This is a genomic window from Mesobacillus sp. MER 48 (assembly GCF_023714225.1).
In the GTDB taxonomy this organism is placed as follows: Bacteria; Bacillota; Bacilli; order Bacillales; family Cytobacillaceae; genus Mesobacillus; species Mesobacillus oceanisediminis_A.
Genome location: NZ_JAMAUR010000005.1, coordinates 60731 through 86543 on the forward strand (window position 1 = coordinate 60731; position 25813 = coordinate 86543).

Genomic DNA, 25813 nt, shown 5'->3' on the forward strand with positions numbered 1-25813 from the left:
TTGCCCATAGAGATACCCTTATGCACAGTTTTGAGGCTTCATAAGGTCATCTTTCAGCCATAAAGAGACCCTTATGCATGGTGTTGAGGCTTCATAAGGGCACCTTTCGCTCATAAAGAGACCCTTATGCACGGTGTTGAGGCTTCATAAGGGTACCTTTCACCCATAAAGATACCCTTATGCACGGTCTCGAGGTCACATAAGGTCATCTTTCGCCCATAAAGATACCCTTATGCACGGTGTTACGGCTGCATAAGGTCCCCTTTCACCCATAAAGATGACCTTATGCACAGTGTTGAGGCTTCATAAGGTCATCTTTCAGCCATAAAGAGACCCTTATGCATGGTGTTGCGGCTTCATAAGGGCACCTTTCGCTCATAAAGATACCCTTATGCACGGTGTTGAGGCTTCATAAGGTCCCCTTTCACCTATAAAGATACCCTTTGGCAAGTGTTCGAGGCCTCATAAGGGTATCTTTTACCTACAAAAGGAGACATGGGGCGGTTTCTGCGTCTTATTTTTGTGAAATCACCATTTTTCTAGAAATCCGAATTAGTTGCGCGATTGTAATTCCGACTCGTGTACCAGTTCAATACTTCTGCTTTTTAGCTTTCTGATTTCCACATAGCCAGATTCATACTGATGCACAATAGTATATTCTTTTCCTTGATAAATGACTATTTCCTCTTTCGCCAAATAAGACTCCTCCTGTGATTAAAGTTTTAGATACTTTTACCTAAAAAATGGTTTGTTGAAACTTAAATATAGGTTCATTGAAAAATAAAATTTACAGTGGCTAAGTGAGACGGCAAGGGGGACGGTTCTAGTGTCCTGTAAATTCTAAGAATCTAAGAATCTAGGAATCTAGCAATATTGTCTCGCGTACAGTCTGAAATGAGCTACTTCTTTTTTTCTTGGCTATATGGCCTTAAACAAAAATACTTCGGTTCCCGCGTGAGATGCGAGAACCTGCCCTGTGTCCCTCAGTGTTTTGGGGCAAGAAATGTAGTAAAGGTATGATGAAGAAGGATTTATTGCTAAAGGTGTTGAAGAGTTTATCTAGTATATGACTCTAAAAGCTAGTGGCAGGAGGAATGATGGTATTGCAGACGAGACCCAAATATGAAGATTTCCCACTAAAGGCATTTGACAAGATCAGGTATGCAGATACGGATCGACAGGGACATGTAAATAACGCATTGTTTTCAACCTTCCTGGAAACGGGAAGAACGGAGCTTCTCTATGCAAAGGAGCCGCTGCATGCTGAAAAGGCCTCGTTTGTCATAGCGAGCCAGAAGCTGGATTTACTTTCAGAAATACGGTGGCCTGGAACGGTGGAAATCGGAAGTGCCATTACAAGAGTTGGCAACAGTTCATTTTCTTTATTCCAAGGAATCTATCAAAATGGAAAGCTTGCTGCCGTGGCAGAAACCGTCATTGTGCAAATGGATGACGACACTAGAAAATCGACGCCGCTTTCCTCTGAAACAAAAGGGCGATTGAAGGAATATTTAGTGGAACTAGAAAAATAGCAACGAAAGGAGTGATGTGTTTTGGAATTGAATGAGGTAATCCACGGGCACCGGTCGATTCGAGAGTATGAAGATCGGGAAATCAGCCAAGAGGTGTTAGACCGAATTTTAGAGGCGGGTATTCGTGCCTCATCAAGCGGTAATATGCAAACGTACTCAATCATCGTCACGAAGGACAAGGAACTCAAGAAAAAGCTATACCATGCGCATATGGAGCAATCGATGGTAGTTGATGCGCCGATCCTTTTAACATTTTGTGCTGATTTTAATAGGATGAGGAAATGGCTTGGACTTAACGACGCACCTGTACATTTTGATAACTACATGAGCTTTATGATTGGGGCCATTGATGCAGCTTTGGCAGCACAGAACTGTGCTTTAGCAGCTGAAAATGAGGGATTGGGCATTTGCTATATGGGCTCTACGCTTGCGAATTGTGATCAAATTGGTGAACTGCTGAACTTACCGCCAAATGTCGTCCCCGTCGTGGGCTATTCATTAGGGTATCCAGCAGAAAACCCTGCTCCGCGTGATCGCCTGCCAATGCATGGACTTGTTCACTACGATCAGTATCGCGATTATTCGGATGAGGATATTCAAGAAATCTATAAAGATCGTAACGAAAAAGGATGGAACCGCTACATGGCCGTTCCAAGACTTAAAGAAATGACAGAAGAATTGGGATTAAAGAACCTAGCACAGATTTATACGATAGCCAAGTATACGAAGGAATCGCATCAAGAATTTTCACAAACTGTGCTGAAGTATCTGGAGAGACAAAACTTCATGAATAATGAATAAGGCTTGACAGGAATTCTGAAGGAAATTGCAGAGTTGATTTATATCCCTTAAGAGAGAATGTCATAGAACAAAGTGTCGCCAATCATTGGTGACATTTTTGCTTTGTAGGAACAGAAAGAAGGGGTAATCATTTCGGGTGGCGAATAATAATTTTAAGGGTCGTTTTATTGTTAAAAGTGAGGGTGGAACCAAAATGATGATCAAATTCTCAATAGATAATGATAGAAGCTTTCACTTAAGATCTGCTGCCATTATCAAACAAAATGGAAAGGTCTTATTTCAAAGGCCGGTTAACAGTGATAATTGGTTCTTACCAGGAGGAAGAGTTGAGCATTTTGAATCAACTGAAGAGACACTAAAGAGAGAGTTAATGGGAGAGTTAAACTTAAAAGTAGGCCATATTAAACTCTGTTGGGTAGTGGAATATTTTTTAGAGGCAGAGAATAAAAAGATTCAGGAGTTAGGTATGCATTATCTTGTGAAAATTCCGGAAGATCATAAATTAGTTTACTATGAAAATGAGTTCAAAGGAATGGAAGAAGGATATGTTCATAGATGGATTGAGATTGATGAACTCCATAAGTACAAAATAGTACCCGAATTTGTTGTTCCTCAGTTACAAAAGTTGGAGGACAGCAGTAAGATTGAACATACAGTTTTAACAGTAGTAAGATAGTTATTTAGGACTTTATTTGAATCATACGAGTCCATCGAACCTTGAGGGTTTTATTTTTAAGTTCGACTTCCGAGGATCGTGGATCCAGGAAGGATTCATGAGTTTAAATGAAATTCAATTAAATCTTTTTAGGGGTGTAAATGTGAATTCGGGAGAAACAATACAAGAATTAACGAATAAAGATCAATGGATAGAAGCTTTTCCAATTATGAATCAGTTACGTACTGAGCTGACTCAAAAGACATACCTGGAGTTACTCGAAGAAATGAGGAAAGATGGGTATTCTTTGTATGCTTTATATAAAGATAATCAGATTGTATCCTTAGCTGGTTTGAGCTGGAGAGTTAACTTCTATAATAAACGCCATGTTTTTATCTATGATCTGGTAACGGATCCTGCTTACCGCTCATTCGGATTTGGAGAGAAATTATTAAGTTATATACATAACTGGGCAAAGGAAAATGGAGCTGAATATGTAGCATTAGAGTCAGGAATTCAGCGAGACAAAGCCCACCGTTTTTACGAAGAGAAATTACATTATGACAAATGGTGCTATTCATTTAGAAAAACGTTATAAAAATAGGGCTAATGCTTTGACTAGAGAAAAGTAACATCATTGATCACGTCGAAGCAAGGATTGCCATCAGTATGCCTGAGGTATATTACCAGACGATTTTTACATAAAAATAATGGAGGAATTTAAATGAAAACAGAACAACAGTATTTCGAAGAGGGAAAATCGATTCAAACTTATATGGATGAAATGAGCATGTTAAAAGAGGAAAGCTTTGCTGTTTATGAACAATTTCAACTCCCAGCAGATGGATTGGCTGAAGAGTTAAAAAAACATCAACTCCATTTCCTTACGATTACCGAGGATTGGTGTGGAGATGCGATGATGATTAATCCCGTTATCCGCAAATTAGCTGAAGCTGCAGATATTGAAATGCGCGTCGCATTGCGTGATGCAGATACAGATTTGATTGATCGTCACTTAACAAACGGCGGACGGGCAATTCCAATGATTTTAATCTTTGACAATCAAGGACAATTGCTTGGAAAGTGGGGACCTCGTGCACCAAAAGCTCAGCAAATCGTTGATGAAGTTCGTGCGGCACTACCGCCAAAAGATAATCCCTCCTTTGCGGAGAAACAAAAAGAAGCCTTTGGTTCTTTAAGAAAAAGGTATACAGAGGAATCAGCTCTTTGGTCAGATGTTTATGACAGTTTTAAGGAGACGATTTTAGCTATTTTGAAGTAGGTTAAAAAAACAGGATTACCACCCGAGAAGCGAGGGGACGTGCCCCTTGCTTCTTTTTTCGTCTTGCACAATATGGACACGGCCAAAATTAATTAGTTTTTTTTGAATATTTCCGTCCCAGTGTCGCATTGTTGCTACTTGTTCTTTTCTAAGGAAAAAATGAGTTCATTTGCCTGCCGCTTATTTAGAAAATAACTTTTATCTTTAATGTTCAGATTCTTGGTTAGATCTTTAATTTCTTTAATCTGATAATCTGTTGGCGGCTGTTCTTCTATTAATTTCCTGTAGTTTTCTGATGCAACCATTGTCGCTGTTTCTGGAGATAACAGATCAATTAATTCATACATCGCTAGATAAGAATTTTCTAATCCAATATCGTACCCGGAATCTGAGCCCAATAAGAAGCGATCGGGGTATTTTTCAATCAAAGGTACAAAATCTTCTAGGTCTTGTTCGCTGCCTTTATGATAACGTGAAAACCCTGCGTAAAAATCAATATAAAGATTATCATATTGTTTTAAAAGTGAATCTAAATTTCCAGGAGAATTATATACATTCCCGTGTGCGAAGATAAAGATTGTTTTTGGGTGGTTCTTTAACGCTGTTTTAAGGGAATTGATGGGTACACCATTTGGAGGATCGATATGCAGTAAAATAGGTACTTTATATTCTCCGGCAAGATGATAAATTTCCGGCAAGGCACCATCGTATGGGTGTTTAGCCTTCCATTTTACATTTGCAAATGGCGAATAAGTAGAAGAGGCCATAATTTCCCCTATGTTCAAGTAACCCTGCTCTAATTTTTCCTTTACAAGTTCAACCCCGTTTTCATCTTTTTTTAGAGGGATTCCCGCAAAAGAAGGAATGATATAATCGGTGTATTTTTTATAATACTTCCAGGTCAAACGATCAGATTGGACAGCAGATGGTTCCGATATATCACCGAATAATACGGTCTGGTCAATTCCATAAGTTTCCCAAACATTCATGTATGAACCGTAATCCTGTATTCTTTTCTCATTGCGATCAACTAAATGGACGTCGTGACTATGTACATCAATCAAAGGAAGCTCTTTATATACATCAATCAAATTTCGGCCATCCTCTTTTTGTTCGCGCATTTTTGTTATTTCAAGATGGAGATTAGGGTCACTAGTAAATTCGGTAACTGGAACAATTTTCACGGAATGATCGAAGAGGAAAAATAAAGCGAAAAGAAATAGTAATAGACTTATTATTAAAGTGATTCTTTTAATCGTAACTCCCCCTTTGCACTGTTTTCAGGATACCACAAATTGGATATGAGTAGATGTTATGGAGGGAACAACAGAGCCAGACGGTCATAGAGATATGTACAAGAATGGGACACATGAACTGGAGAAAACAGGGGGTTGCCATGCGCTCTGGTAAAGTGAATCTTCCTTTTCCAATTCGCCCCTGGAAAATGATGATGGTAATAAGGAAATGAAATGAATTGTGCCGAAGAAGGAGGATAGACATTATGCTATCCTCTTTAATCTGTTAGCTCAGGGGTTTTCATAACTATTTCGGTTTTGAGTGAGACGTCTACTAGTCTCTATGATCAATAAAGCCTGGTTGTATATCCTTCATTTAATTCCTTTGCAACTTGTTCAGCGGTTGTGTTTGGCAGCTTTGAGTGCGCAACTAGCATGTTTGGGACAGATGGAAGGGCATCTGTCTGTAACCATGATTCCGGCTGCCATAAGTTTGATCTTATAAATGCTTTAGCACAATGAGCGTAACATTCTTCGACTTCTACTAAAATACCAAACAAAGGAGTCTTTCCATTGACGGCTGTTTTTTCGAGAAGGTCAGAATCACGGGAGATATAGGCTTTCCCATTGATTCTTAAAGTTTCACCCAGTCCAGGTATGAGAAAGAGCAGCCCGATATGAGGATTCGTAATAATGTTATGAGCTGAATCCAGTCTGCGATTTCCAGGACGTTCGGGGATAAAAAGATGCTTTTCATCAAGAACTGCTACAAATCCGGGAAAATCTCCGCGTGGTGAAACATCACAATGGCCGTCGGCGTTAGAAGTGGACATAGATAAAAAGGGAGACTTTGAAATGAAGTTCTTACAATGATCGTCAATAATAGAAATCACTTTATTTGCTGCCCTCAGGCTTGGATTTCCGATCGAAGAACGAAACTCTTCAAATTCTTCCTGTGTTGAGATTATATCTTTATAGTTTGATAATATATGGTCACCTTTCAAATTGGGTATTTGTAACAATGCTACCATTTTTTTAATTTTCATGCATCACTTCCAGAGTCAATTGGATATTCATGGAGGTTTTTACTGTTAATTGAATAATCTCTGGGACAGGGGTACTGTCTCTGTTTAGCTTTATACTTCTTTTAATCAAACGTTTGATTAAAATCAGAGGATGCCCGCTGACTCCCCAGTCCCTGTCATCCGAAGACTTTAGTTTAAGCAATCACTTCCCCCAGCGAAGGGTGATGGCTCCCCAGCCGAGGCCTGCGCCATACCCGACTAGAACAACTAAATCTCCATCCTTGATTTTCCCTTGCTTCACTTCCTCGTAAAGGCCGATGGCTACTGTTGGTGCTGAAGAATTCCCGTAATATTGGATGGTTTTGGTATGGACCTTTTCCATTGGATATCCGAGTGTCTCGATTCCTTTTTCGATAATACGCAGGTTTGATTGGTGCGGAACGATGAAATCGACATCCGCCAGATTCAGCCCCGAAACATCCAATACTTTATGAACTGCCTCCGGGAACTTGTTGACAGCGAATTCGAAAACGGCCCTTCCGTCCATCTTGATATTCTTGTTCTCGTCGAGGTGAAGGTACTTTCCTCCGCTTCCGTCCATCTGCATATTGATTCCCAGGATCCCTTTGTTTTCTCCAACTTGCCCTACAACAACAGCCGCAGCACCGTCGGAAAACAGAAGCGCAGTTTTCTTGTCCATGGGATTCAAGAGGGAAGAGCATTTATCCACGGCAATGACCAGCACGTTTTTGTATAAACCGGTCTGGACAAACTGGGCCCCTGTTGCCAAAGCGGTAATAAAGCTGGAACATCCAGAGTGCAGGTCGAGGCCGGCACATTGTACAGCTCCAATTCTGTCTTGCACCAATGCAGCCGTGATATGGGTGTCATGAGTGTTCGTTCCAATAATGACCATGTCGATGTCCATTGGATCAAGTCCAGCATCTTTGATAGCCTGTATGCCCGCAACTTCACACATGTCCGTAAGCGAAGCATCGGTAGATTCATAGCGTCTTTCCAAAATACCTGTCTTTCTGTAAATCTCTTCTTCCGTAATACCAAAGCGTTTGGCAATTACTTCATTTGTTATGACTGTTTCCGGAATGTTTGCTCCGATTCCTAGTATGCCTGCATTGTACATTGTCCAACTCTCCCCATGAGTTAATATTTTCCAATATATTTTATCATAGGATTAGACAATGTTTGTAATTTTTAGGAAGTTTAGGATTACAGAAATCCTATAGAAGAACTGATGGCATAGTGTTTTTTACCCAGTTTCTTCTCTGTCTTGGAGGGTGATTATAAGTTGGATTCTGTAAAATGGAGTCACTTAGCTATAAAAATAGAAAACTTTTTCCATTTTAAATCGTATGTAAGGTATGACTGATCAATGGAGGTTATTATGGAAAAAGCAAACAGGAGTATTCAGGATTATATCCAAATTTATTCCCAGCTTAGAGAAAGATACCGCTGGAAGGTTAATGATCAATCGGTTTTGATGATGGTTGCTTCATTGTATATTTCCAACAACCGGTCCTTTGATATTGATCGATTTACGGAGCTTGCAGATTATATAAAAAGAGAATCGGGGTTGTTTTCGCCTTTGCGTTCTGAGTCTCGTTTTACCTTTGCTGCCATGCTTGACACAAAGTTTGACAGTCCCAAAAATCATTACCCTGCCTTAATTGCTGCGTACAATGCATTGGTTTCAGCCGGATTCAGCAAAAATAATTTCACCTACATTGCCGCCATGCTGCTGGTCACAGCAAATGCTGAAGACCTTAAGTCTCTCTCTGAACGCGCAAGAGTGGTCTACAAGAAAATGAGGGAAGAGCATTTGTTTTTGACTGGACACAGCGATTATCCGCTTGCTGTCATGCTGGCTCTAAACGACCGCCAGACGGATGAGTTGATTTTCCATATTGAAGACTTGTACAGCAAGCTTTCGCAAAACGGTTTCCGAAAAGGAAATGATCTGCAAAGCATGAGCCATATACTATCTCTGAATGAAAATAGCCATGCAGATGACATAGTTGCGCTGTCCACTGAAATCTATGACAGAATGAAAAAAGAAGGAATCAAACCCAAATCCATGTTCTACCCGCAGATTGCACTGCTCACCTTAATTGAAAAAGGGAACGATAATCTTTTGGAGATAAAAGCAATATGGGAGCAACTGAACGATGAGAAGCTATTCAAGTGGAAGAAAGACATCAATTTTATGATGGCCGTTAATTTCGTCATCAGCGACAAAATTGACCATTCATCCTTGCTTCAGACCAATCTTTCTACGACAATAGAGACATTGATCCAGGCTCAGCAAGCAGCTTCGATCGCAGCGATTTCAGGTGCAGCAGTCGCAGCTTCTTCAAATGGAGGAGAATAAAAGTATAGTGGATGCACGAAGCACGGGGACGTACCCCGTGCTTTTTTTCAGGGAGCAAAAGATAAAAATCGCCTGGAAGAAACTCCAGACGATTCTTTTTAGTATTATCGTTTTAAATATTGTTCCAAGAAATCCAGTACGGCCTGGTATCCTTTTATCCTGTTTTCTTTTTTCAGAAACCCGTGTCCCTCATCAGGGAAGACGATATAGTCCACCGGTACATTGTTCTTTTCTAATGCGGCCACGATTTCGTCGGACTCGACCTTCAGGACACGCGGGTCATTTGCTCCCTGTAAAACAATCATCGGCTTGTTGATTTTGTCAGCATGGAACAATGGAGAGATGCTCCGGATGTATTCTGTCTGCGTATACGGGTTTCCGATTTTTTTGTAAAGGGCATCCCGGAAGCTTTCCCACCAGGCAGGAATGCTTTTCAGCGTACGTTCCCAGTTCGAGACTCCAAAGATATCCACTCCGACATTGAACTCATCAGGTCTGAATGCCAGGGCGGCAAGAACCATATAGCCGCCATAGCTTCCGCCAATGATGCCGATCTTTTCTCCATCAATATCAGCCTGCCCCTGCAAAAACTTCTTGGCCTGGATGCAATCCTCAAGGTCAATTTCCCCGTGCTTCAGGTCAGCACCGCTAAAGAAGGTTTTGCCGTACCCCGAACTGCCGCGGTTATTTACTGCCAAAACAGCATAGCCGTTATTGGCCAGGTATTGGAAAAGCGGATTGTAATCCGTTCTTGACTGCCCGCCGGGACCGCCATGGACAAAGACAAGTGCCGGAGCCTTTTCGCCTGCTTTCACGTTTGGCCGGTAATAAATGGCCGGAATCTCCAATCCATCAAAAGAAGGGTAGCGAATCACTTCCGCGTCCGCCAAGTCTGCCTGGCTGATCTCCGGGTTAAGGGTAGCGGTGAGCTGTTTTAATTGAGATGTTCCAAGCTCGTAGCTATATAAGTTAGTAGGTGAATTCGGGCCATTAAACAAGAAGGTTATCAGACTTTCATCCGCCGAGAATTTCAAGTCCGAAATTTGCCCTTCCGGAAGTTGTGGCAGGTCCAGATAATCTCCAGTGCCCATATGGAGGACCTTCACGACAGTGCTGGCATCCTGATTAACCCCATAAACCATATAGGTATTCTGTTTGGAGAAGCGCGTGAACATGATATCCCAATTTTCCTTCACAACATCCTCTGTTACACCTGTAGTAATATGATACTTTTTCAGATATAGGAATTCTTCATTTTCATCAGCAAGGAAATAAAGGTTTTCGGAATTCCTGCAGAATGCTTGAGGGATGTTCTGGATATCCCCTTCATGCGGTGTGGCATGCATAAGCTTCTCCGTTTGCCGGTCAAAAATATAAACATTGGAATCATTGGCATTGTTCACTTTTCCTAAGGAAATAAATCGCTTATTCAGAGAGATGGACCCAAATTCATATCCTTCATCATTCATAAAAATACAAGTAGGTTCAAAAGTGGCAATATCCATTTCATAGACGTCCATGTAACTAGGATTCCGCTTATTGGACCCATAGAAAAAGCTTGTTCCGTCCTGACTCCAGCCGTAAAATTCCGCACGCTCTTGCTCCCCTGGAGTGAGGTCAAATTCTTCTCCATTCTCATTTTTCACATAAATATGTAAGATTTCATTTCCGCCTTTATCGCTTAAAAACAAAAAGCGGTCATCATCAGGAAAGTAACCCGCGACAAGAACTGCATTATCCTCAGAATGCGTCAGCTGTGTCCTCACACAGTCTTCAACCGACACACAATACGCGTTATAAATCCCAGTTTTGTCTCCTGAAAACAAAACCTTCCCACCATCAGATGAAATCGAATTACCCGTAATCGATTCTGATCCATAAAACTGCTGTATTGTATAGCGCTTCACTTCTGTAGCTTTACTGTCTTTAACCATAACTTTTTCCATCTCCTTTCCATTAGATTAAGAATTCGCTAAATACCTGTAAAAACCTTTTATGATTGGGCCACAAGGATGGAAAGGGGGACCTAATGGGGTGCAAGGAGACATACCTAGATCAGTTGTGGGGGAAAAGGTACGTCCCTATGCTTCTTCGATATAGAAAAATAAAAACCTCATCCAAAAGTTGTAGTTAGCTTACACCATTCATACGAAGTGTTCGCTTAATGCTTTTCTTATAATAAAGATAAGAAAACTCATAGGATGGTGTTCAAAATGAACCAATATATATGTAATACGTGCGGTGTCCAATATGCCAATTCTGCTCATGCTCCTGAAACCTGCTTGATCTGCACGGACGAAAGACAGTACATCCATCCGGATGGACAGTCATGGACGACGCTTCAACAGCTTGTGGATTCAGGGAAATATGAAAATACCATTGTCCAAGAAGAGGAAGGACTGTACAGCGTTACCACTACTCCTTCGTTTGCGATTGGGCAGACAGCCTATTTAGTTCGCAATGAAGGGTTCAACTTGTTATGGGATTGCATCACCTACCTGGACGAAAAAACAGAAAAAGAATTACATTCTCTAGGGGGGATCGATGCAATCGCATTATCCCATCCTCATTATTATTCGACACAGGTTGAATGGGCTGAACGATTCGGAGCAAGCATTTATATCCACGAAGCTGATCGCCAGTGGGTCACTAGGCCGAGTGACAGAATCATATTCTGGTCTGGTGATTCCCTTGAGCTTGATACGGGTGTAACATTGCATCGTTTGGGTGGTCATTTTCATGGGGGAAGTGTTTTACACTGGGAAAATGACATGAACAAGCAAGGGGTCCTTCTTACTGGTGATATTATTCAAATAGTGGCCGATCGACAATGGGTAAGTTTCATGTATAGTTATCCAAACCTTATACCATTGCCAGCTAACAAGGTCCAAGATATGGCAGCTAAAGTCAGCGTTCTCAATTTTGACAGACTATATAATGCATTTCATCGTGTCATTAAGGAAGATGCCCATCAGTCAGTTCAAGATTCCGCTAAGAGGTATATTGAGGCTTTGGAGGGGAAGTTCGTTCATATAAACAAATAAAATGATCATCTGAAAAAAATGCCTGGTTGATAAGACCAGGCGTTTAACTTTTTAAATGACTATTCTCCAAAAATAGCTCTTCTGTTTGGTAAATAGCTCAATGCATTTACCCTAAATCTATTATTTTGCTGTATTCATAGCATAGAGTTTTAACTCTTCATCACTTTGAGGCAGAGTCACGTAACCTTCAAAACTCATACCAAGCTTTTCAAGGAGTTTTGAGGAGGAAGCATTGTCTTTGGTTGTAATGGCAACGATCCGATCCAAGCCTAGTTTCCGTGCATATTCCAATGTTCTTTTTGCGGATTCAAAAGCATAACCTTTTGATTGTTGTTCGGCAAGAAAGGCATATCCAATATCGACATCCTCCAGTCCATCCCGTTTAATCAGGCCGCATAAACCAATCGGCAGCTTGCTCTCTTTCAGTTCAACCATAAAAAGCCCGAACCCAAATTGTTCGTACATCTTTCTTGGCCCCGTCAAAATATAACTCTTTGCATCCTCAAGCGACCGAATGCCTTTATCTCCAATAATATATTTTAGCCATCCTGGTTCATTCAGTAATTTAAAAATAAACTCTTGATCACTGACTTCTAGCCAGCGGATGTTCAAACGTTCTGTCTCGAATACAAGCAAGGCTATACCTCATTTCATAAAAATAGTTCAGTGTAGCATCATCTTACCATTATCGTAAGGTTTCGAATAGTGAGCTTTGCGCTTCCTTTTTTCCTTCAGGGATGGGGGGTGCTCTTGTCCCGTAAAAACGCCCAGAGGACCTACTCATTCAAGGTATGTCCATAAAGAGTTTCTGAATGGGATAAGGTCAAAGTTTTTGTTAATAGTTAAGAATATATAGTAATGGTGAAGAATCAGTTAAGTGTTGTTAATATTCAGTTAAATAGCCATTTTTAAAAATAAAAAGCAGTATGATAGGAATGCAGGATCTAATCTATCTTTTAAGGAGGCAAATTAAAATGATGAATTTTAAAAAATGGCTTATGACCTTAATGGCGGCAATGATGGTAGCTTTAGTAGCTACAGGCTGCAGCAATGAAGATTCAGAGGATCCGGAAACTGAAGAAAACCAACAAGAAGAAACTGAAACTGAAGAAGAATCTGGCCAATAATCACAGCATAGGGAGATTGTGAAATTCGAGGGATTCTGAAACTGCGAGAGGTCAAGATCGCTATTTACCCAAACGAACAGAATGACACATGAAAAGGCAGGGGGGCAATAGTTGCTCACCGTGCCTTTTTCCCTGTATGAGACATGGGGACGGTTCTGGCGTCTCATTAGAACCGTTCTCATCAGGGACATGGGCAGAGTTCTCATGTCCCAATTTATGATTTTTATTGCCACTTAACGACAGTCACCCTCGTCCCATTGCCTGGTGAAGATTCAATATAAAAATCATCCATCATGTTTTTTACGCCAGGCAGGCCAGCTCCAAGACCGCCTGATGAAGAATATCCGTGTTTCAGGGCATTGCTTATGTCTATGATACCAGGTCCCTGGTCAATGGCTGTGATTTTTAACCCTGTTTTAATTGCTTCTTCAATCGGCTCAAAGCTCATTTGTCCTGTGCCGGCATATCTATATATGTTTCTTGCAAGTTCTGATACTGTGGTAATGATTCTTGCTTGATTAATAGAATTAAAATGAAGGTGATTTGAAAAAATTCTTCCGGTTTTTCGAGCTGTGATGATGTCGCTTTCACATTGGATCTGAACCAATGCTTTTTGAGGCATATCCTGGAATTCCCCTATCATTCTTTTCCCCACCCTTCAGATGTTGTAAAATAGATCCCCTAAAAAAGAAAAAAGCCAAAAGAAGGTGGGTTCACCTTCTTTTGGCTTATGTCTGGTTCTATCGCCCAGATAATTACGGCCTTCATTTATTCGGCTTTATAATAAAAACCATCAAGCTTTTATCCAAATCAAAATTCCATGATACGAAAGCGTTTTCCAATTTTGCGTCGAGGTAGCTCTGGAGCGAGTCTGTATGCTCATAGAGAAGTCTTTTCTCAAGGTTTCGTTTAGCAAGGGTGAGAGCCTCGGAAAAGCCTATGTTGATCATTTCTTTTTCAATAGCGACCAAGATTTTTTTTCGGACAATGACTATTGTTCGTGGATTCAGCATGCATGAGTAGACTTCACCTGGAGCCTTCTCTGCTTTTATACTCACCTTTATGACTTCATCATGGACATCTTCCTGGTTTTTATAGGAGCAGTCAGTGTCTTCGGGTTCATTTACTGTGACTCCAATGAACATACCTGAGTGGCTGTCAAGATTCCAATCATAATGGAACTCACTTAAATCCAAGCCCAGGTCGTTCCTCATAAAGGCTTTAATTTTTTCAGAGAGTGTTTCCATTACCATGTCCCTGATATTCTCGACATATTTGCTTTGTCCATTTAGCATTAATTTATGTTCCATCGGAGACAAAAAGTCTTTTATATACACAGTGATATAGGGATGGGAGATAGTAGCGAATACAGAACCAGGCCCTTTGCCAAAATGTTCTCTTAAAATTCTTCCTATGTAACTCCCCAGCGCTTTTTCTTCCTTCTTCAAATCCATTCTCGTCATCCTTTTCAAATTCAAGCCTAGTATCCTGAATTCATTTATTGTTTTGACGAAATGTAAGAATAGTATAAGACAAGAAATCCTTCATTATATTATAACATACAGTGTCATTTATTTTTCCTTACCTATTCTTTCTACATCAATGTGTTGAATCCCTTTGATTTAATTCATGTTTTGATTTTTAAATTGGGGGAAAACTGGGAAAAAGCATACTGGACTATTTCTTCTTATTTAGAATGATGATAAAATCAAATCAGGAAAGAGGATATGATGCTTCTTTCTTAAAAGGATGAGTTATGAAATGGATAAAAAAGCACAGCAAACAAAATTGGCGAATAATTTTGGCAAGCTGCTGCGTGATAAATTTGGCAAAGGGCCAGAAGTCATCCATGTTACCATATCCCAGCCGTATGTATTGGTATATATAAGCGGCTTTATTTCTCCAATGGAACAGGCACTTCTGGAACAGGGACAAGAACTTACCGTCCTGACCACAAGAGAATATCTTATGAAATCACTGGACCCCGAAATACGCGGACAAATTAAAGCATTAACGGATATGGAAGTACAGCATATCTATTATGGTTGGAACCTCCAAAATCTTTCAGGAGTTTTTGTGGCCATCAGTCCGGACAATCCGGATGAGGGTGAAGATGATAGAGCTGATTATAAAGGAAGAGATGAGATCCACAAGGAAATCATCCTTATAAGCGAGCAAGCAGAAAAAGCGCCTGATCGTGTATACTCTTACATGCTCAGCCCCCGGTCATTGATTGTCATCCGGGAGGGAATATTAGTGCCAATTGAAAAACAGTTGGTTTCCCTTGGATTCGATGAGACATTAAGCGTTGCGAAAAGACAGCTTGAAGGCGGAATGCTGACTGGCAGCACCCAGTTTTCTGAAATACTTGATTCGAAAATCCAGGATGTCTTTGTTGACTGGGATTTTGAACTTGATAAAAGTGTCATTACTTTAATTCTAAAACCAAATAAAGCATAGGCAGTGATGTACTGGACACATTGTGCCAGACTTAAGCCGAAAAGAGCAGGTAAGACCCTGTTTTTTTCGGCTTTTTCTCTTTTAAAAGCTCTTTTCGTAAACTTTGCTGTTTCCACAAATAGGAGTGTAGAGAGCATCAAGAAAAGAGCCTTGAAGACATCCCAAATGCGCATGGGAATTTTTTATACAATCAATGCGGAATCAGCCTTTTTAACACAGTAAAAGCATACCGAAGCTCCTTTGTTGCAGCACATACGACATCTACCTTACTACGAAAGGGATTTTACAGATGAACCACATCGAAATGGCATTATTAAAAAAGGAACTTCAGCGGCTGAAAGAGGATTATCAAAAATGTGAGGACGAACTGCTTAAGGAGTACATCATGGAGGACATCGTGCTGCTTGAGCAAGTGATCAATATGAGTGAGAGCGAGTCTGAGGCAACGGTATAATTGGAACTCGGGGACATGGGAGGTCGGTCCATGTCCCAAAAGTTTTTATATGCTTTCCACATAGGGCGGGAGGACCACCAAATCTTACTTGGAAGAGACAACTAAAAACCGAATCGTCTGATCGGTATGGTTATACCAGTAATGCGTTTCACTCGCTGAAAAGAACCAGGATTCTCCTTGTTGGAGTTCGATCATCTTTGTACCTATCTGCAAAGTCAAAGTACCTTCTATTACATAAACAAATTCATGTCCGCTGTGTGCGAATGGTTGTCCGTCACTCTGGTTTGCTGGGAGTGTGACGAGTATAGGATGAAAGTCAGGGTTTGGGACTTGCTGTGTCAGGTCCTGATAATGAAATGAGGGTTCACTCTCCTGCTCATTGTTACTTGGAAAAAAGGTACTTGGATTGACGCCAAGCACTTCGGATATTTTACGAAGGGACTCCAGTGTGACGCTGGACTTTCCGCGTTCAACTTGTGATAAAAAGCTTATAGATACACCTGCCCCTTCGGCAAGTTCCTTCAAAGTCATCTTTTTCTCTTTCCGGATTTCTTTCAGTCGTACACCGATCATAAAATCTCACCTTCCTAATTCCTATTTTTCCCTTATATATGGATTGTGTCAATCTGAACAAAGTTGACAGAAAATTAACCATTATCTAAAATCTAATTGAAGTACCACTTCAATTTTAAAAAAGGGGGAAGGGAAAATGCAATTGGATAAGAAGACGACTTATCGTGTATTGATTGCCAGCCTTGTTGGCAGTTCCATTGAGTGGTTTGATTATTTTCTATATGGAACAATGGCCGCACTTGTATTTAACCAATTATTCTTTGTCAACGAGGATCCAACAGTAGGCTTGCTTTTAGCGTATGCATCGTTCGCACTTTCGTTTTTCATCCGGCCATTTGGAGGAATCATTTTTAGTCATATTGGGGATCGTATCGGCCGGAAAAAGACACTCGTTTTAACACTGAGCTTGATGGGCGCTGCGACATTCGCAATGGGTATTTTGCCAACATATCAAGCAATTGGTGTAGCTGCACCTATCATTTTGATTACACTTCGTCTGATCCAGGGGCTTGGAATCGGCGGGGAATGGGGAGGAGCGCTGTTGCTTGCAACTGAGTATGCTCCTGCAGAACGCAGAGGATTCTTCGGTTCGATTCCGCAAATGGGTGTGACGATCGGAATGGTGATGGGGACACTCGCTCTTTGGCTCATGAGCTTATTGCCCGAGCAGCAATTCATGTCATGGGGCTGGCGCGTGCCATTCATCTTCAGTGCATTGCTCGTGGTCTTTGGTTTATGGATCCGAAAAGGAATCGATGAGACACCAGAATTCAAGGAAGTTCAGCAAAAAGGCGAGATTCCAAAGCTGCCAATCGTCGATACACTTCGCTATTACTGGAAAGAAGTACTGATCACAATCGGTGCGAAAGTGGTGGAGACAGCTCCATTCTATATTTTCAGTACGTTCATTGTTTCCTATGCGACAAGCACTCTAGGATTCAGCCGTTCCGCTGTGTTAGGTTCGGTCATGATTTCAACCGTCATTACGACGATCCTTATTCCAATCATGGGTAGTCTGTCAGACCGCGTTGGCCGTAAGAAAATGTATATCGCCGGTACATTGGCGATGATGGCTTTTGCTTTCCCGTATTTCTGGATGATTCATCAAGGCAGTGTACTCATGCTGGTTTTGGCGACGATTATCGGCCTGGGGATCATTTGGGCTCCGATTACGGCAGTACTTGGAACCATGTTCTCGGAAATCTTTGATGCCAAGGTTCGCTATACCGGGGTCTCACTAGGTTATCAAATCGGGGCCGCAGTCGCTGGCGGTACAGCGCCGCTCGTTGCCACAGCGCTGCTCGCATCATTCGATAATTCCTACGTCCCAGTTGCACTCTACATCATGTTTACTGCTCTGGTATCACTGATTGCCATCTGGGCAGTGAAAAGCCGCGTCGAACCAACTGTGCTTACTGGTAAAATTAGCTCGGCCAAATAATTTGGCCGAGTTTTTTCAAGAGATAAGAAAGTATAAATTTCACTTCGAGAAATGTCCAGCTCCAGCGCCTAGCCCCTCGAGTCGCTTCGGTCCGCCCAATGAAGTCAAAGAACGACTTCACCGGTCGGCCCTCCAGCGCTTGTCGGGGCTGACCAAGGCGCTTACGCTTTTCTGATAAAAGGAGAGATTCTATATGCTTATACTGAACGAACAACTAATCCAATCCATATATAAAATCGAAGATGCCATTCGAGATGTCGAAGCCATGTTAGTGGCCATTCATGAAGGACGTGTTGAAAATCCTCATCGGACGGTACTGAATGTCCCGGAACGCAACGGATCCGTTCTCTATATGCCAAGTTCAGATGGAACATCAATGGCAGCAACCAAAATTGTCTCGATTTTTCCGGAAAACAGCTCAGCTAATCTTCCGACCACACAAGGAGCCATATTACTCACAGAACTTGAAACAGGAAGACATATCAGCCTACTGTCCGCTTCCTATCTGACACGATTGAGAACCGGCGCATTAAGTGCCATTTCAGCCCGCCATCTTGCCAGGCCCGACAGCCAAGTGCTGACCGTCATCGGTACAGGAGGAATGGCGTTCGAGCAAGTACTAGGAATCGTGAACGTGCTGCCAATCCAAGACATCTATTTAATCAATCGTTCCATCGATAAGACATACACATTCAGCGAAAAGCTCAAAGAGGCGGGTATTACCGCTAAGATACATACCGGTGTTGACCGGAACGAAGCCGTCGCCCAGTCCGACGTCATTTGCTGCGCGACCCGGTCAACAGGAGAAGTATTTGATGCAGGTTATGTAAAAGCAGGAACGCATATCATCGGTGTAGGCAGCTACTTACCTGAAATGCGTGAAATCCCGTTAGGTGTGATTGAAAAAGCAGCATTGATTTATGCAGATGATTATGACGGATTTAAAACAGAAGCCGGAGAATTCATTGATGCAGTGAAGCTTGGGAAATGGTCATTTGAGAAGCTTTCTGGGACGTTGGCTGAACTTCATGTGAATCCGGTGGAGCGTGGAGTTGAGGATATTACTATTTTTAAATCGGTTGGAGCTGCTCATTTTGATTTGGCTGTGGCGAAGGGGGTTTTTAGGATGGCGGAGGAAATGAATGAAGGGGAGGAGATTTTTTTGTAGGGTTGGTGGGACATAGGGCAAGCGCGTGTCACATCCTATATTCAATAGATTGTAAATGCCAGTCAACTAATACCCCTTTAAAAGAAACCGTAAAGCCTCTAGGAACCTATTATTTAGTTTTCTGAATGGGACACTATAAGTATCCCTGTATCTCCAGTGGAGAGTTGTATAAATGAATATCACTTGATATTAATTAATTAGGTACACGCATATCGATTCCGATAAGGGAAAATATGTTAATATTACTTTAATGATTATTCTAAAATTATAAAGTGGGTGTACAGTTGGCTATTGAAAAGATTGTAATTAGAAACTGTAAGTCGTTAAAAAATGTATCACTTGAACTGACAGAAATAAATTGTCTAATAGGAGAGAATGGGACTGGCAAGACTAACATTATTAAATGTTTAGACTATTTTTATTCCAATTTAACTGATAGTAATCTTGATGAAAATTTATTTGATAAAAACAATCCCTATAATAATTTTCTTGAGATATCAATTACCTATAACTTATCAAAGTTAATGAGAATTGCAGAGAATGGGTATTTAAGGAGTGAGGCAGTAAATAATTTCTTTAAAAAATTACTTTTTGATGTAAAAAAATATTTGGATATAAGCAATAAAGTTACTATTACATTGAAACAAAATAAAAAAAACCGAATAGTTTGGAGCCATTCTTATGATTTTAGAGAAATACTAAAAAATATATATCCTATTTATGTAGTACAAGCCCGCCAGATAAATTTAGTAGATTGGGAGCATCTTTGGGAAATTATTGGTGACATGGGTAAATTAAAAGAGAAGGATGATATATTAAGTAATGATTTATTGAGTGAACTTTTTGAAAAAATATATGGGAACCGGTATAAGAAAAATTTAGATTACCTATCTAAGGAATTGAAAGATAGTGATATAAAAGTAAATAAATTTAATATGACAAGCCGCTTTTCCCATATTTATCAATTACAAATGAGCGGGAAACAATTTAGTTATAAAGATAAAAACTTAGATTATTTCTCTGATGGTATGAATTCAAATAACTATTTAAAAATCCTATTTAATTTGATTGAAAAACTATCAAATACAAAACTAAAAGAACCAATTATAATTGTTGATGAACCAGAAATAGGGCTTCACCCTAGGTTAGTAGATGATTTAATAACTACAATTATTAATAAGTCGGGGGTTGTAAGAACGATTATAGCTACACATTCCTCTAGAATGGTAAAAAAAATTATAAATAATAACACGGGCTCATTATTTCATATTTCTCTTAGTAATGGATATACAAATGTACGAAAAATGAGATCATTTACAGATAAAAGAGAAACAAATATTGTAACCGAAAAAGAAGCTAGTTTTTATTTTTCAAGAGGAATATTTTTCGTCGAAGGTCCGACTGAATTAGAACTTTTTACCCACCCATTATTACTAGAAGTATTTCCAGTGTTAAGGGAAGTGGAAGTATTTGCATTTAATTCAAATAATGTCGGATTAAACATTGTACATCCCAAAAGAAGGAATACTGCAATCCCATACCTATTGGCGTTAGATTTAGATAAGATTGTTAAATATAACAATAATCACTTTACCTTTAGTGGGGATAATTTTAATCCTTTGAAAAATGAAGAAATAAAAGAACGAGAGGTTTTATTTTATGGTAGAAAAAGAATAAAAACATTACAAGTTCGAAAAAGAATTAACGGTATTTCGAAAAAATGTAAGTTTATTCCTGATGAGAACTGGAATTTCATTAATGATAATTTATTTCATGATTTTGTTAACTTAATAAAGCAGTATTGCTTAGAATACAATGTCTACCCATGTGCAACAACTATTGAAGGAGCGGTAATTAACATAAATAATAGCAATATAATTTATGAATGGCTAAAAACTTATAAAAACATTGATGGACTGGATAAGCTCTATTTATTTAAAGAATTACCAATGTATAGAGCAACCGTATTAAGGTTGTTATTTAATGGTAAATTTGACACTTTGGAAGAGATTAAACAGGATTTAGTCACAGAAATAGAAGATCACGAGGTAAAAGAGATATATGAGGTAATAAAATCAAATAAAACCGGGAAAACAGATGGTTGGGTTACCGAGCTAATAAATCATTACTTTTTAAAACATTTAGAGTTATCTTTTAGTGACATTTACTCTCCTGAGGTTAGAGAAAATTTCGCTTTTCATTTTCCAGAAATATACGATATAATTGAATCATTGGAAAAAATATTAATAGAGTGAGTAGTAATATCAGTCAATAAACTGGTTCCTTGTTGATATTTGGTGAAATTTACTCTGACAAAGTAATTTTCCACCCAAAAGCCAAGGATTAAATGATACTAATGCTTAAGCAATCTAATGTTTATCCGCCTATATAGGTTTAAAGGTTCGCGACGCGAGGCTTTCAGAAGGTACTCACTCTATTGATTGTAAGGTGTGATTTAATATATATATCTATAAGAAAAAGTTCTTTGAAAAGGTAGTTTTGGGAATTGATAATCTAGGAATTATAGAGTCTACTTTAGATACAAAATCTCAAGCTTATACTGAAATGATGATTTATCGTAAAGGAAAGCAAAGGGAAATAAAATCATTAAAAAAAAACAGCGATTTATATCTTCTACAGAAACGCTTAGCTGAGAACTTTTTAAATAACATCCCTCTTCCAAATAATGTTTGCGGTTTCGTAAAAAACAATTCATATAAGGATTTTTTACTCCCTCATAATATAAAAGATCGTAATAAAACTCGATATTATCTTAGACTTGATATTGCGGATTTTTTTAATTCTATTTCTGAAGAAAAAGTCCGTAAGACTATCGATGAATATATTACGATTAATAATGAAGAAGAAAAAAATAGTATCATAAGTGCAATAGTAGGATTAGTTACTTTTAACGGTTGTTTACCTCAAGGTGGAGTGACATCTCCAGTTATCTCAAACTTAGTTTTTAGAAGAATTGACTTAAGGATCAGGAACTACTGTGATAAATTGGGAATAATTTATACTAGATATGCAGATGATATGTTATTTTCTGCAAACCGTGAAAATCTACATAAAGGATCCTTTATCAAGATGTTGATCAATATACTAAAAGGTTCGGGTTTTGTTTTAAATAGAAAAAAAATTAAAAGAGGTATTAATTTCATATCTTTAAATGGATTTGTTGTAGGAAACAATGTTAGAATTTCTAGATCAAAAAGGAAAGAAATTAATAGGTTTATTTATAATTACGAAAAGGGAGGAATCCCCAAAACAGCAACTGAATTATTAAGTAAATTAAATGGGGAGATTTTTTCATCTAGAATTAAACCTTTTGAAACTAAAACTGATATAATACATTATTTAGCAGGATATAGATCATTTTTAATTTTATGGTTACCTGAAAATAAAGAAGATAATTGGTATAGAGAGTCGACAAAGTTACTGGACAAAATTAATAAAATAATTAAGAGATTAGAAAGTCTTAATTAGCCCTTTGAAAGGTTATTTTGTTTATCAATAACTTTTGGTCATAAGTTTTAAATTGAAAAATTCATTCCTTTGAAGGATGAATATGAAAATAAAAAAATACTCATTAAAGAGTATTTTTTTTATTTATTCTCTTCAAGTAAATAATCAGTAATCTTTATAGTCTTTAAGGGGTTTAAATTTTTATATTTATATATTGAAGCAAGTATAATTTGGTTTGAAGCAAAGTCTTCCTTTAAAATATTCATTGTTTCTTGGATATTTTTTTGATCTAATTCGCGACCACTAGGTGAATCCAATACAATTGGTAAATAAATTCCAAGTACTTTTTGAATCTCTAAAATGTATGCCATTTTAAAAGCAAAAACTATTTTGTGTAAAACTGCACCACTTAAAGATTTAAGATCCGAAGTAAAAATATAATTTTCCTTTGGGTTAATAACATTTTCTACTCCTAATCTTTTAGCATATTTCATAATAGAGCTATGCAAATTATTAACAACAATATTATTAAAAGTGATTTGGTTGTTAATATCTTTCTTAATCTCTTTATTTTCATTGACTAGTTTATCCACAATCCTTGTAATACGCTCTTTATCAATGTGTAGGTTTGCGATATGGCTATCAAATTTTTCAATTTCAGATTGTACATCAACAAGATGTTCTATTTCTGTAAGTTGGTGGTTAAGTTTCGCTATATCCTGGTTTATATTTGCAAGTTGTATCTTCAACATATTATAACGGGTATCGATATATAATTCGTTATCGTTAAAATGTATAATTGTTTCCTTTGTAACAGGAATGGAAATTCCTGTTTCAGGGTTTGTTACTGAAATTTTCATTTTCTCAATAAAATCAATAAAAGTATTATTGTCTTTTTTTATTTGGCTAATCGACTTTAAGTTTGCTTCTAATTCATTCTTCTCAAAAGTGAGTAACTGAATCTGATTCTCTATCTGTGAGGTTAAATCCGGGAATGCTATATTGTTGACTTTCGATAGTAAGTGTTCTTTATATTCTATTGTACTTTGTAGTTGGCGGTATCTTTTTAATTCAAATTCTATCGCTTGTTGTTTTTCCCGTAGTGTTGATACATCTCTATCAGATAAGCCTTCTATTAGCTCTTCTATACTAAAGCGAATGCCTCCAATAACTGTTCCTCGGTTTAGTAAGGTCCAGCCTTTGTCTTGATCTAAATAAATTGCTCCAAGGATATTTTTTAGAATTGAAGTGTTGGTGGTACCCCAAATAAGACTTTGTAATTGAATTTCCTCATTAGGTAAGATAAAAGTATAACGATCTTTAGCGTTGATATCTAGGTTTACAATATTATCAGATCTACATATTTGTAATGTTCCTATATGGTTTTCAAAATTACACGTGACAACACTGTTATTAAATTTCATTTTTCTAGTGCTAGGGATATTATATCCTAACGAATAGAAGAGGAAACGAAGTAAAGTTGATTTTCCTACACTGTTTTTCTTACTATAAATAAGATTGAAGTTAGATTCGAAATTATACTTTTTGGAAACCCCTTCGTAATCAACGATTAAAAAATTTATCCTCATAAACCTGCCGCCCTTTTTACATTATCAATACTGAATCTTTTCGTAAGGATTTGGAAAATTATCAACCGGATTAGCCCTTCTTTAATTTCGTCATCAATTAAATCATTAATTATATCTGAAGAATAGGAAACCCATTGACTATCTATAAATCTTTGAATCGACTCTTTTCTTTTTAATTGATGATTATTTTTAACAAAATCGTTGTAATGGCTAATGACTCTTGTTACGAATTCAAACTGCTCAGATTTTTTTTCGATAAATAGACTATACTTTCGTTTTATTTCATCAACCTGACCCAAATCATAATCATCGAAAAACGCCCCATCAAAAGAAACAGAGGATTCAAGGACTACCAAAGGCCATATAAAATCTTCTTTGCTTAACTTCACATATTTGTTTGTTGAATTTTGAAAAATAATCTTCTGCCAATAATCTAATAAATCATTTGCTTTACCTTCTGGAGCTTGTGCGCTCGCAACAAACTCTTTAACAGCACTATTGATAACTTTATATCGAGTGTCTAAATTTTCCCCGAAGAAAAAAAAAGTTCCTATTCTTAGAGATGATAGATTTAAATTTGACAAATTAAGATTATATTTATTGGCAGCTGTTTCAATATATTTATTTATAATACCCTGTGCCTTGATTGGTAATTCTTCATAATTGTATATTGAATAATCACTTCTCCAATAATAATCTAAACTTTTATCTTTTAGAGGATTTTGAATATTTGATATATAAATTAATTGATTATAATGCCCCTGATTTGAAGCATTAATTAATGTCTTTAAGCCGTCTGTTAATTTATTGAGAGTATTAGTACCCGGTATTGGGTTTTCTTGAGATTTTGCTTGAATGTAAATGTTTTTGTTTCCTTTTAGATAGAGTTCGATATCCTCTATATCGCCTTCAACTTTAAATGATAATAACTCCTTTATATTTTTAAGTGCGAAAAATATCGCTGCATTAGTTTGGAAATCCCAACCAAATGCGGATGAAGATGCATTTGTATTAATTACTTTATTTGATTGTTGTGTATTCGGCATTTTTTCACCCCGTAAAACAATAATATCTGATAATAAAATTTTACCATCTTAATATACAATATTAAATTGATTTGGATAAAAAATACAGAAACTCTACTAAATTATCTCAAATGTTTACATGGATTTTTCAGTCAAAGTCACAAAATAAATTCTACTATTTAAGATATGCTAGACTTAAAGTAGATATATGGATAAAATATGTAAATCACTGGAGTGAGAATAATTGTATAAAATCCGCCAAACAATCCTAAACTTCCGCGACGAACGCAACTGGAAGCCATACCACAATGAGAAAGACCTTGCAATATCCATATCCCTTGAAGCAAGCGAACTCCTAGAAAACTTCCAATGGAAAACCAGTGAAGAAGCAGTCAAGGATTCGAAACAGAATATTAAAGAGGAAATGGCTGATATTTTGATTTATCTTGTTCAGTTGGCGGATAAGTTGGATATTGATCTGGAAGAGGAAGTTTTGGAGAAGATGAAGAAGAATGCGCTTAAGTATCCCGTGCAGAAGGGGTGAGGGT

General features: G+C 38.2%; 27 protein-coding genes. 15 read left to right on the forward strand and 12 right to left on the reverse strand.

Annotation, left to right across the window (positions count from 1 at the left end):
• Positions 1-552: 552 nt before the first annotated feature.
• Positions 553-696: a hypothetical protein gene (locus tag M3593_RS17015; RefSeq protein ID WP_251543611.1), complete on the reverse strand. Its 144-nt coding sequence runs from the start codon at positions 694-696 to the stop codon at positions 553-555.
• Between the two features lie 398 nt (positions 697-1094).
• On the opposite strand from M3593_RS17015, the gene M3593_RS17020 reads away from it, so the two are divergent.
• From M3593_RS17020 to M3593_RS17040, 5 genes are all read left to right on the forward strand, one after another.
• Positions 1095-1532: an acyl-CoA thioesterase gene (locus M3593_RS17020; protein WP_251543610.1), complete on the forward strand. Its 438-nt coding sequence runs from the start codon at positions 1095-1097 to the stop codon at positions 1530-1532.
• Positions 1533-1559: 27 nt separating this feature from the next.
• A complete protein-coding gene (locus M3593_RS17025) occupies positions 1560-2333 on the forward strand; it encodes a nitroreductase family protein (RefSeq protein WP_251543608.1) in 774 nt (257 codons plus the stop codon).
• Positions 2334-2526: 193 nt separating this feature from the next.
• On the forward strand, positions 2527-3009 hold the full coding sequence (locus M3593_RS17030) for an NUDIX hydrolase (protein ID WP_251543607.1): 483 nt from the start codon (positions 2527-2529) through the stop codon (positions 3007-3009).
• Between the two features lie 97 nt (positions 3010-3106).
• Positions 3107-3586 (forward strand): GNAT family N-acetyltransferase, encoded by a 480-nt coding sequence (locus M3593_RS17035; protein ID WP_251543606.1) that lies wholly within the window; start codon positions 3107-3109, stop codon positions 3584-3586.
• Positions 3587-3712: 126 nt separating this feature from the next.
• Complete coding sequence (locus M3593_RS17040; protein ID WP_251543605.1) at positions 3713-4270, forward strand: thioredoxin family protein; 558 nt, start codon at positions 3713-3715, stop codon at positions 4268-4270.
• Between the two features lie 134 nt (positions 4271-4404).
• On the opposite strand, the gene M3593_RS17045 is transcribed toward M3593_RS17040, so the two are convergent.
• The 4 genes from M3593_RS17045 to M3593_RS17060 all read right to left on the reverse strand — a co-directional run bounded on the left by M3593_RS17045 (position 4405) and on the right by M3593_RS17060 (position 7671).
• Positions 4405-5361, reverse strand: coding sequence for an amidohydrolase family protein (locus M3593_RS17045; protein ID WP_251543603.1), 957 nt, complete (start codon positions 5359-5361; stop codon positions 4405-4407).
• Between the two features lie 491 nt (positions 5362-5852).
• Complete coding sequence (locus M3593_RS17050) at positions 5853-6536, reverse strand: pyridoxamine 5'-phosphate oxidase family protein (RefSeq protein WP_251543741.1); 684 nt, start codon at positions 6534-6536, stop codon at positions 5853-5855.
• Between the two features lie 4 nt (positions 6537-6540).
• Positions 6541-6732 (reverse strand): hypothetical protein, encoded by a 192-nt coding sequence (locus tag M3593_RS17055; RefSeq protein ID WP_251543601.1) that lies wholly within the window; start codon positions 6730-6732, stop codon positions 6541-6543.
• The gene (locus tag M3593_RS17060; RefSeq protein ID WP_251543599.1) at positions 6733-7671 is read right to left on the reverse strand and encodes a 3-oxoacyl-ACP synthase III family protein; all 939 of its coding nucleotides are present in this window, start codon (positions 7669-7671) and stop codon (positions 6733-6735) included. It abuts the gene before it with no gap.
• Positions 7672-7932: 261 nt separating this feature from the next.
• On the opposite strand from M3593_RS17060, the gene M3593_RS17065 reads away from it, so the two are divergent.
• Entirely contained in the window at positions 7933-8916 is a 984-nt protein-coding gene (locus M3593_RS17065; protein WP_251543597.1) for a DUF4003 family protein, read from the forward strand.
• Positions 8917-9020: 104 nt separating this feature from the next.
• On the opposite strand, the gene M3593_RS17070 is transcribed toward M3593_RS17065, so the two are convergent.
• The gene (locus M3593_RS17070) at positions 9021-10850 is read right to left on the reverse strand and encodes a S9 family peptidase (protein ID WP_251543595.1); all 1830 of its coding nucleotides are present in this window, start codon (positions 10848-10850) and stop codon (positions 9021-9023) included.
• 279 nt (positions 10851-11129) lie between these two features.
• Here M3593_RS17070 and M3593_RS17075 point away from each other — a divergent pair, with 279 nt between their 5' ends.
• Complete coding sequence (locus M3593_RS17075) at positions 11130-11960, forward strand: MBL fold metallo-hydrolase (protein ID WP_251543594.1); 831 nt, start codon at positions 11130-11132, stop codon at positions 11958-11960.
• A 120-nt stretch (positions 11961-12080) separates the two neighbouring features.
• On the opposite strand, the gene M3593_RS17080 is transcribed toward M3593_RS17075, so the two are convergent.
• Positions 12081-12596, reverse strand: coding sequence for a GNAT family N-acetyltransferase (locus tag M3593_RS17080; protein ID WP_251543592.1), 516 nt, complete (start codon positions 12594-12596; stop codon positions 12081-12083).
• 338 nt (positions 12597-12934) lie between these two features.
• Here M3593_RS17080 and M3593_RS17085 point away from each other — a divergent pair, with 338 nt between their 5' ends.
• Entirely contained in the window at positions 12935-13087 is a 153-nt protein-coding gene (locus tag M3593_RS17085) for a hypothetical protein (RefSeq protein ID WP_251543591.1), read from the forward strand.
• Between the two features lie 223 nt (positions 13088-13310).
• On the opposite strand, the gene M3593_RS17090 is transcribed toward M3593_RS17085, so the two are convergent.
• Positions 13311-13730, reverse strand: a complete 420-nt coding sequence (locus tag M3593_RS17090; RefSeq protein ID WP_285848066.1) for an anti-sigma regulatory factor — start codon at positions 13728-13730, stop codon at positions 13311-13313.
• Positions 13731-13851: 121 nt separating this feature from the next.
• Positions 13852-14541, reverse strand: coding sequence for a Na-translocating system protein MpsC family protein (locus M3593_RS17095; protein ID WP_251543589.1), 690 nt, complete (start codon positions 14539-14541; stop codon positions 13852-13854).
• 307 nt (positions 14542-14848) lie between these two features.
• On the opposite strand from M3593_RS17095, the gene M3593_RS17100 reads away from it, so the two are divergent.
• Positions 14849-15547: a Na-translocating system protein MpsC family protein gene (locus M3593_RS17100; protein WP_251543588.1), complete on the forward strand. Its 699-nt coding sequence runs from the start codon at positions 14849-14851 to the stop codon at positions 15545-15547.
• 289 nt (positions 15548-15836) lie between these two features.
• Entirely contained in the window at positions 15837-16001 is a 165-nt protein-coding gene (locus M3593_RS17105) for a hypothetical protein (RefSeq protein ID WP_251543586.1), read from the forward strand.
• 84 nt (positions 16002-16085) lie between these two features.
• Here the strand turns inward: M3593_RS17105 and M3593_RS17110 are convergent, their stop codons facing one another.
• Entirely contained in the window at positions 16086-16574 is a 489-nt protein-coding gene (locus M3593_RS17110) for a helix-turn-helix domain-containing protein (RefSeq protein ID WP_251543584.1), read from the reverse strand.
• 142 nt (positions 16575-16716) lie between these two features.
• Between M3593_RS17110 and M3593_RS17115 the strand changes: the two genes are divergently transcribed.
• The 4 genes from M3593_RS17115 (at position 16717) to M3593_RS17130 (ending at position 22672) form a co-directional block, all read left to right on the forward strand.
• The gene (locus M3593_RS17115; protein ID WP_251543738.1) at positions 16717-18015 is read left to right on the forward strand and encodes an MFS transporter; all 1299 of its coding nucleotides are present in this window, start codon (positions 16717-16719) and stop codon (positions 18013-18015) included.
• A 193-nt stretch (positions 18016-18208) separates the two neighbouring features.
• Positions 18209-19183: an ornithine cyclodeaminase family protein gene (locus M3593_RS17120; protein ID WP_251543582.1), complete on the forward strand. Its 975-nt coding sequence runs from the start codon at positions 18209-18211 to the stop codon at positions 19181-19183.
• A 284-nt stretch (positions 19184-19467) separates the two neighbouring features.
• On the forward strand, positions 19468-21438 hold the full coding sequence (locus M3593_RS17125; protein WP_251543581.1) for a retron Eco8 family effector endonuclease: 1971 nt from the start codon (positions 19468-19470) through the stop codon (positions 21436-21438).
• Positions 21439-21682: 244 nt separating this feature from the next.
• Entirely contained in the window at positions 21683-22672 is a 990-nt protein-coding gene (locus M3593_RS17130) for a reverse transcriptase family protein (protein WP_251543579.1), read from the forward strand.
• Positions 22673-22791: 119 nt separating this feature from the next.
• Here M3593_RS17130 and M3593_RS17135 read toward each other — a convergent pair whose 3' ends face one another.
• On the reverse strand, positions 22792-24240 hold the full coding sequence (locus M3593_RS17135; RefSeq protein WP_251543577.1) for a hypothetical protein: 1449 nt from the start codon (positions 24238-24240) through the stop codon (positions 22792-22794).
• The gene (locus M3593_RS17140; protein ID WP_251543575.1) at positions 24237-25286 is read right to left on the reverse strand and encodes a hypothetical protein; all 1050 of its coding nucleotides are present in this window, start codon (positions 25284-25286) and stop codon (positions 24237-24239) included. Before M3593_RS17140 ends, M3593_RS17135 begins: the two co-directional genes overlap by 4 nt.
• Positions 25287-25509: 223 nt before the next feature.
• Here M3593_RS17140 and M3593_RS17145 point away from each other — a divergent pair, with 223 nt between their 5' ends.
• Positions 25510-25809: a nucleotide pyrophosphohydrolase gene (locus M3593_RS17145; protein WP_251543573.1), complete on the forward strand. Its 300-nt coding sequence runs from the start codon at positions 25510-25512 to the stop codon at positions 25807-25809.
• The last annotated feature ends 4 nt before the right edge of the window (positions 25810-25813 follow it).

Coding starts and splice junctions, on each gene's coding strand:
- M3593_RS17020 (WP_251543610.1), top strand. CDS start 1,095: ATGATGGTATTGCAGACGAGACCCAAATATGAAGATTTCCCACTAAAG.
- M3593_RS17030 (WP_251543607.1), top strand. CDS start 2,527: ATGATGATCAAATTCTCAATAGATAATGATAGAAGCTTTCACTTAAGA.
- M3593_RS17035 (WP_251543606.1), top strand. CDS start 3,107: ATGAGTTTAAATGAAATTCAATTAAATCTTTTTAGGGGTGTAAATGTG.
- M3593_RS17040 (WP_251543605.1), top strand. CDS start 3,713: ATGAAAACAGAACAACAGTATTTCGAAGAGGGAAAATCGATTCAAACT.
- M3593_RS17050 (WP_251543741.1), bottom strand. CDS start 6,536: ATGGTAGCATTGTTACAAATACCCAATTTGAAAGGTGACCATATATTA.
- M3593_RS17060 (WP_251543599.1), bottom strand. CDS start 7,671: ATGTACAATGCAGGCATACTAGGAATCGGAGCAAACATTCCGGAAACA.
- M3593_RS17065 (WP_251543597.1), top strand. CDS start 7,933: ATGGAAAAAGCAAACAGGAGTATTCAGGATTATATCCAAATTTATTCC.
- M3593_RS17070 (WP_251543595.1), bottom strand. CDS start 10,850: ATGGTTAAAGACAGTAAAGCTACAGAAGTGAAGCGCTATACAATACAG.
- M3593_RS17075 (WP_251543594.1), top strand. CDS start 11,130: ATGAACCAATATATATGTAATACGTGCGGTGTCCAATATGCCAATTCT.
- M3593_RS17085 (WP_251543591.1), top strand. CDS start 12,935: ATGATGAATTTTAAAAAATGGCTTATGACCTTAATGGCGGCAATGATG.
- M3593_RS17090 (WP_285848066.1), bottom strand. CDS start 13,730: ATGATAGGGGAATTCCAGGATATGCCTCAAAAAGCATTGGTTCAGATC.
- M3593_RS17095 (WP_251543589.1), bottom strand. CDS start 14,541: ATGGATTTGAAGAAGGAAGAAAAAGCGCTGGGGAGTTACATAGGAAGA.
- M3593_RS17100 (WP_251543588.1), top strand. CDS start 14,849: ATGGATAAAAAAGCACAGCAAACAAAATTGGCGAATAATTTTGGCAAG.
- M3593_RS17105 (WP_251543586.1), top strand. CDS start 15,837: ATGAACCACATCGAAATGGCATTATTAAAAAAGGAACTTCAGCGGCTG.
- M3593_RS17110 (WP_251543584.1), bottom strand. CDS start 16,574: ATGATCGGTGTACGACTGAAAGAAATCCGGAAAGAGAAAAAGATGACT.
- M3593_RS17120 (WP_251543582.1), top strand. CDS start 18,209: ATGCTTATACTGAACGAACAACTAATCCAATCCATATATAAAATCGAA.
- M3593_RS17135 (WP_251543577.1), bottom strand. CDS start 24,240: ATGAGGATAAATTTTTTAATCGTTGATTACGAAGGGGTTTCCAAAAAG.
- M3593_RS17140 (WP_251543575.1), bottom strand. CDS start 25,286: ATGCCGAATACACAACAATCAAATAAAGTAATTAATACAAATGCATCT.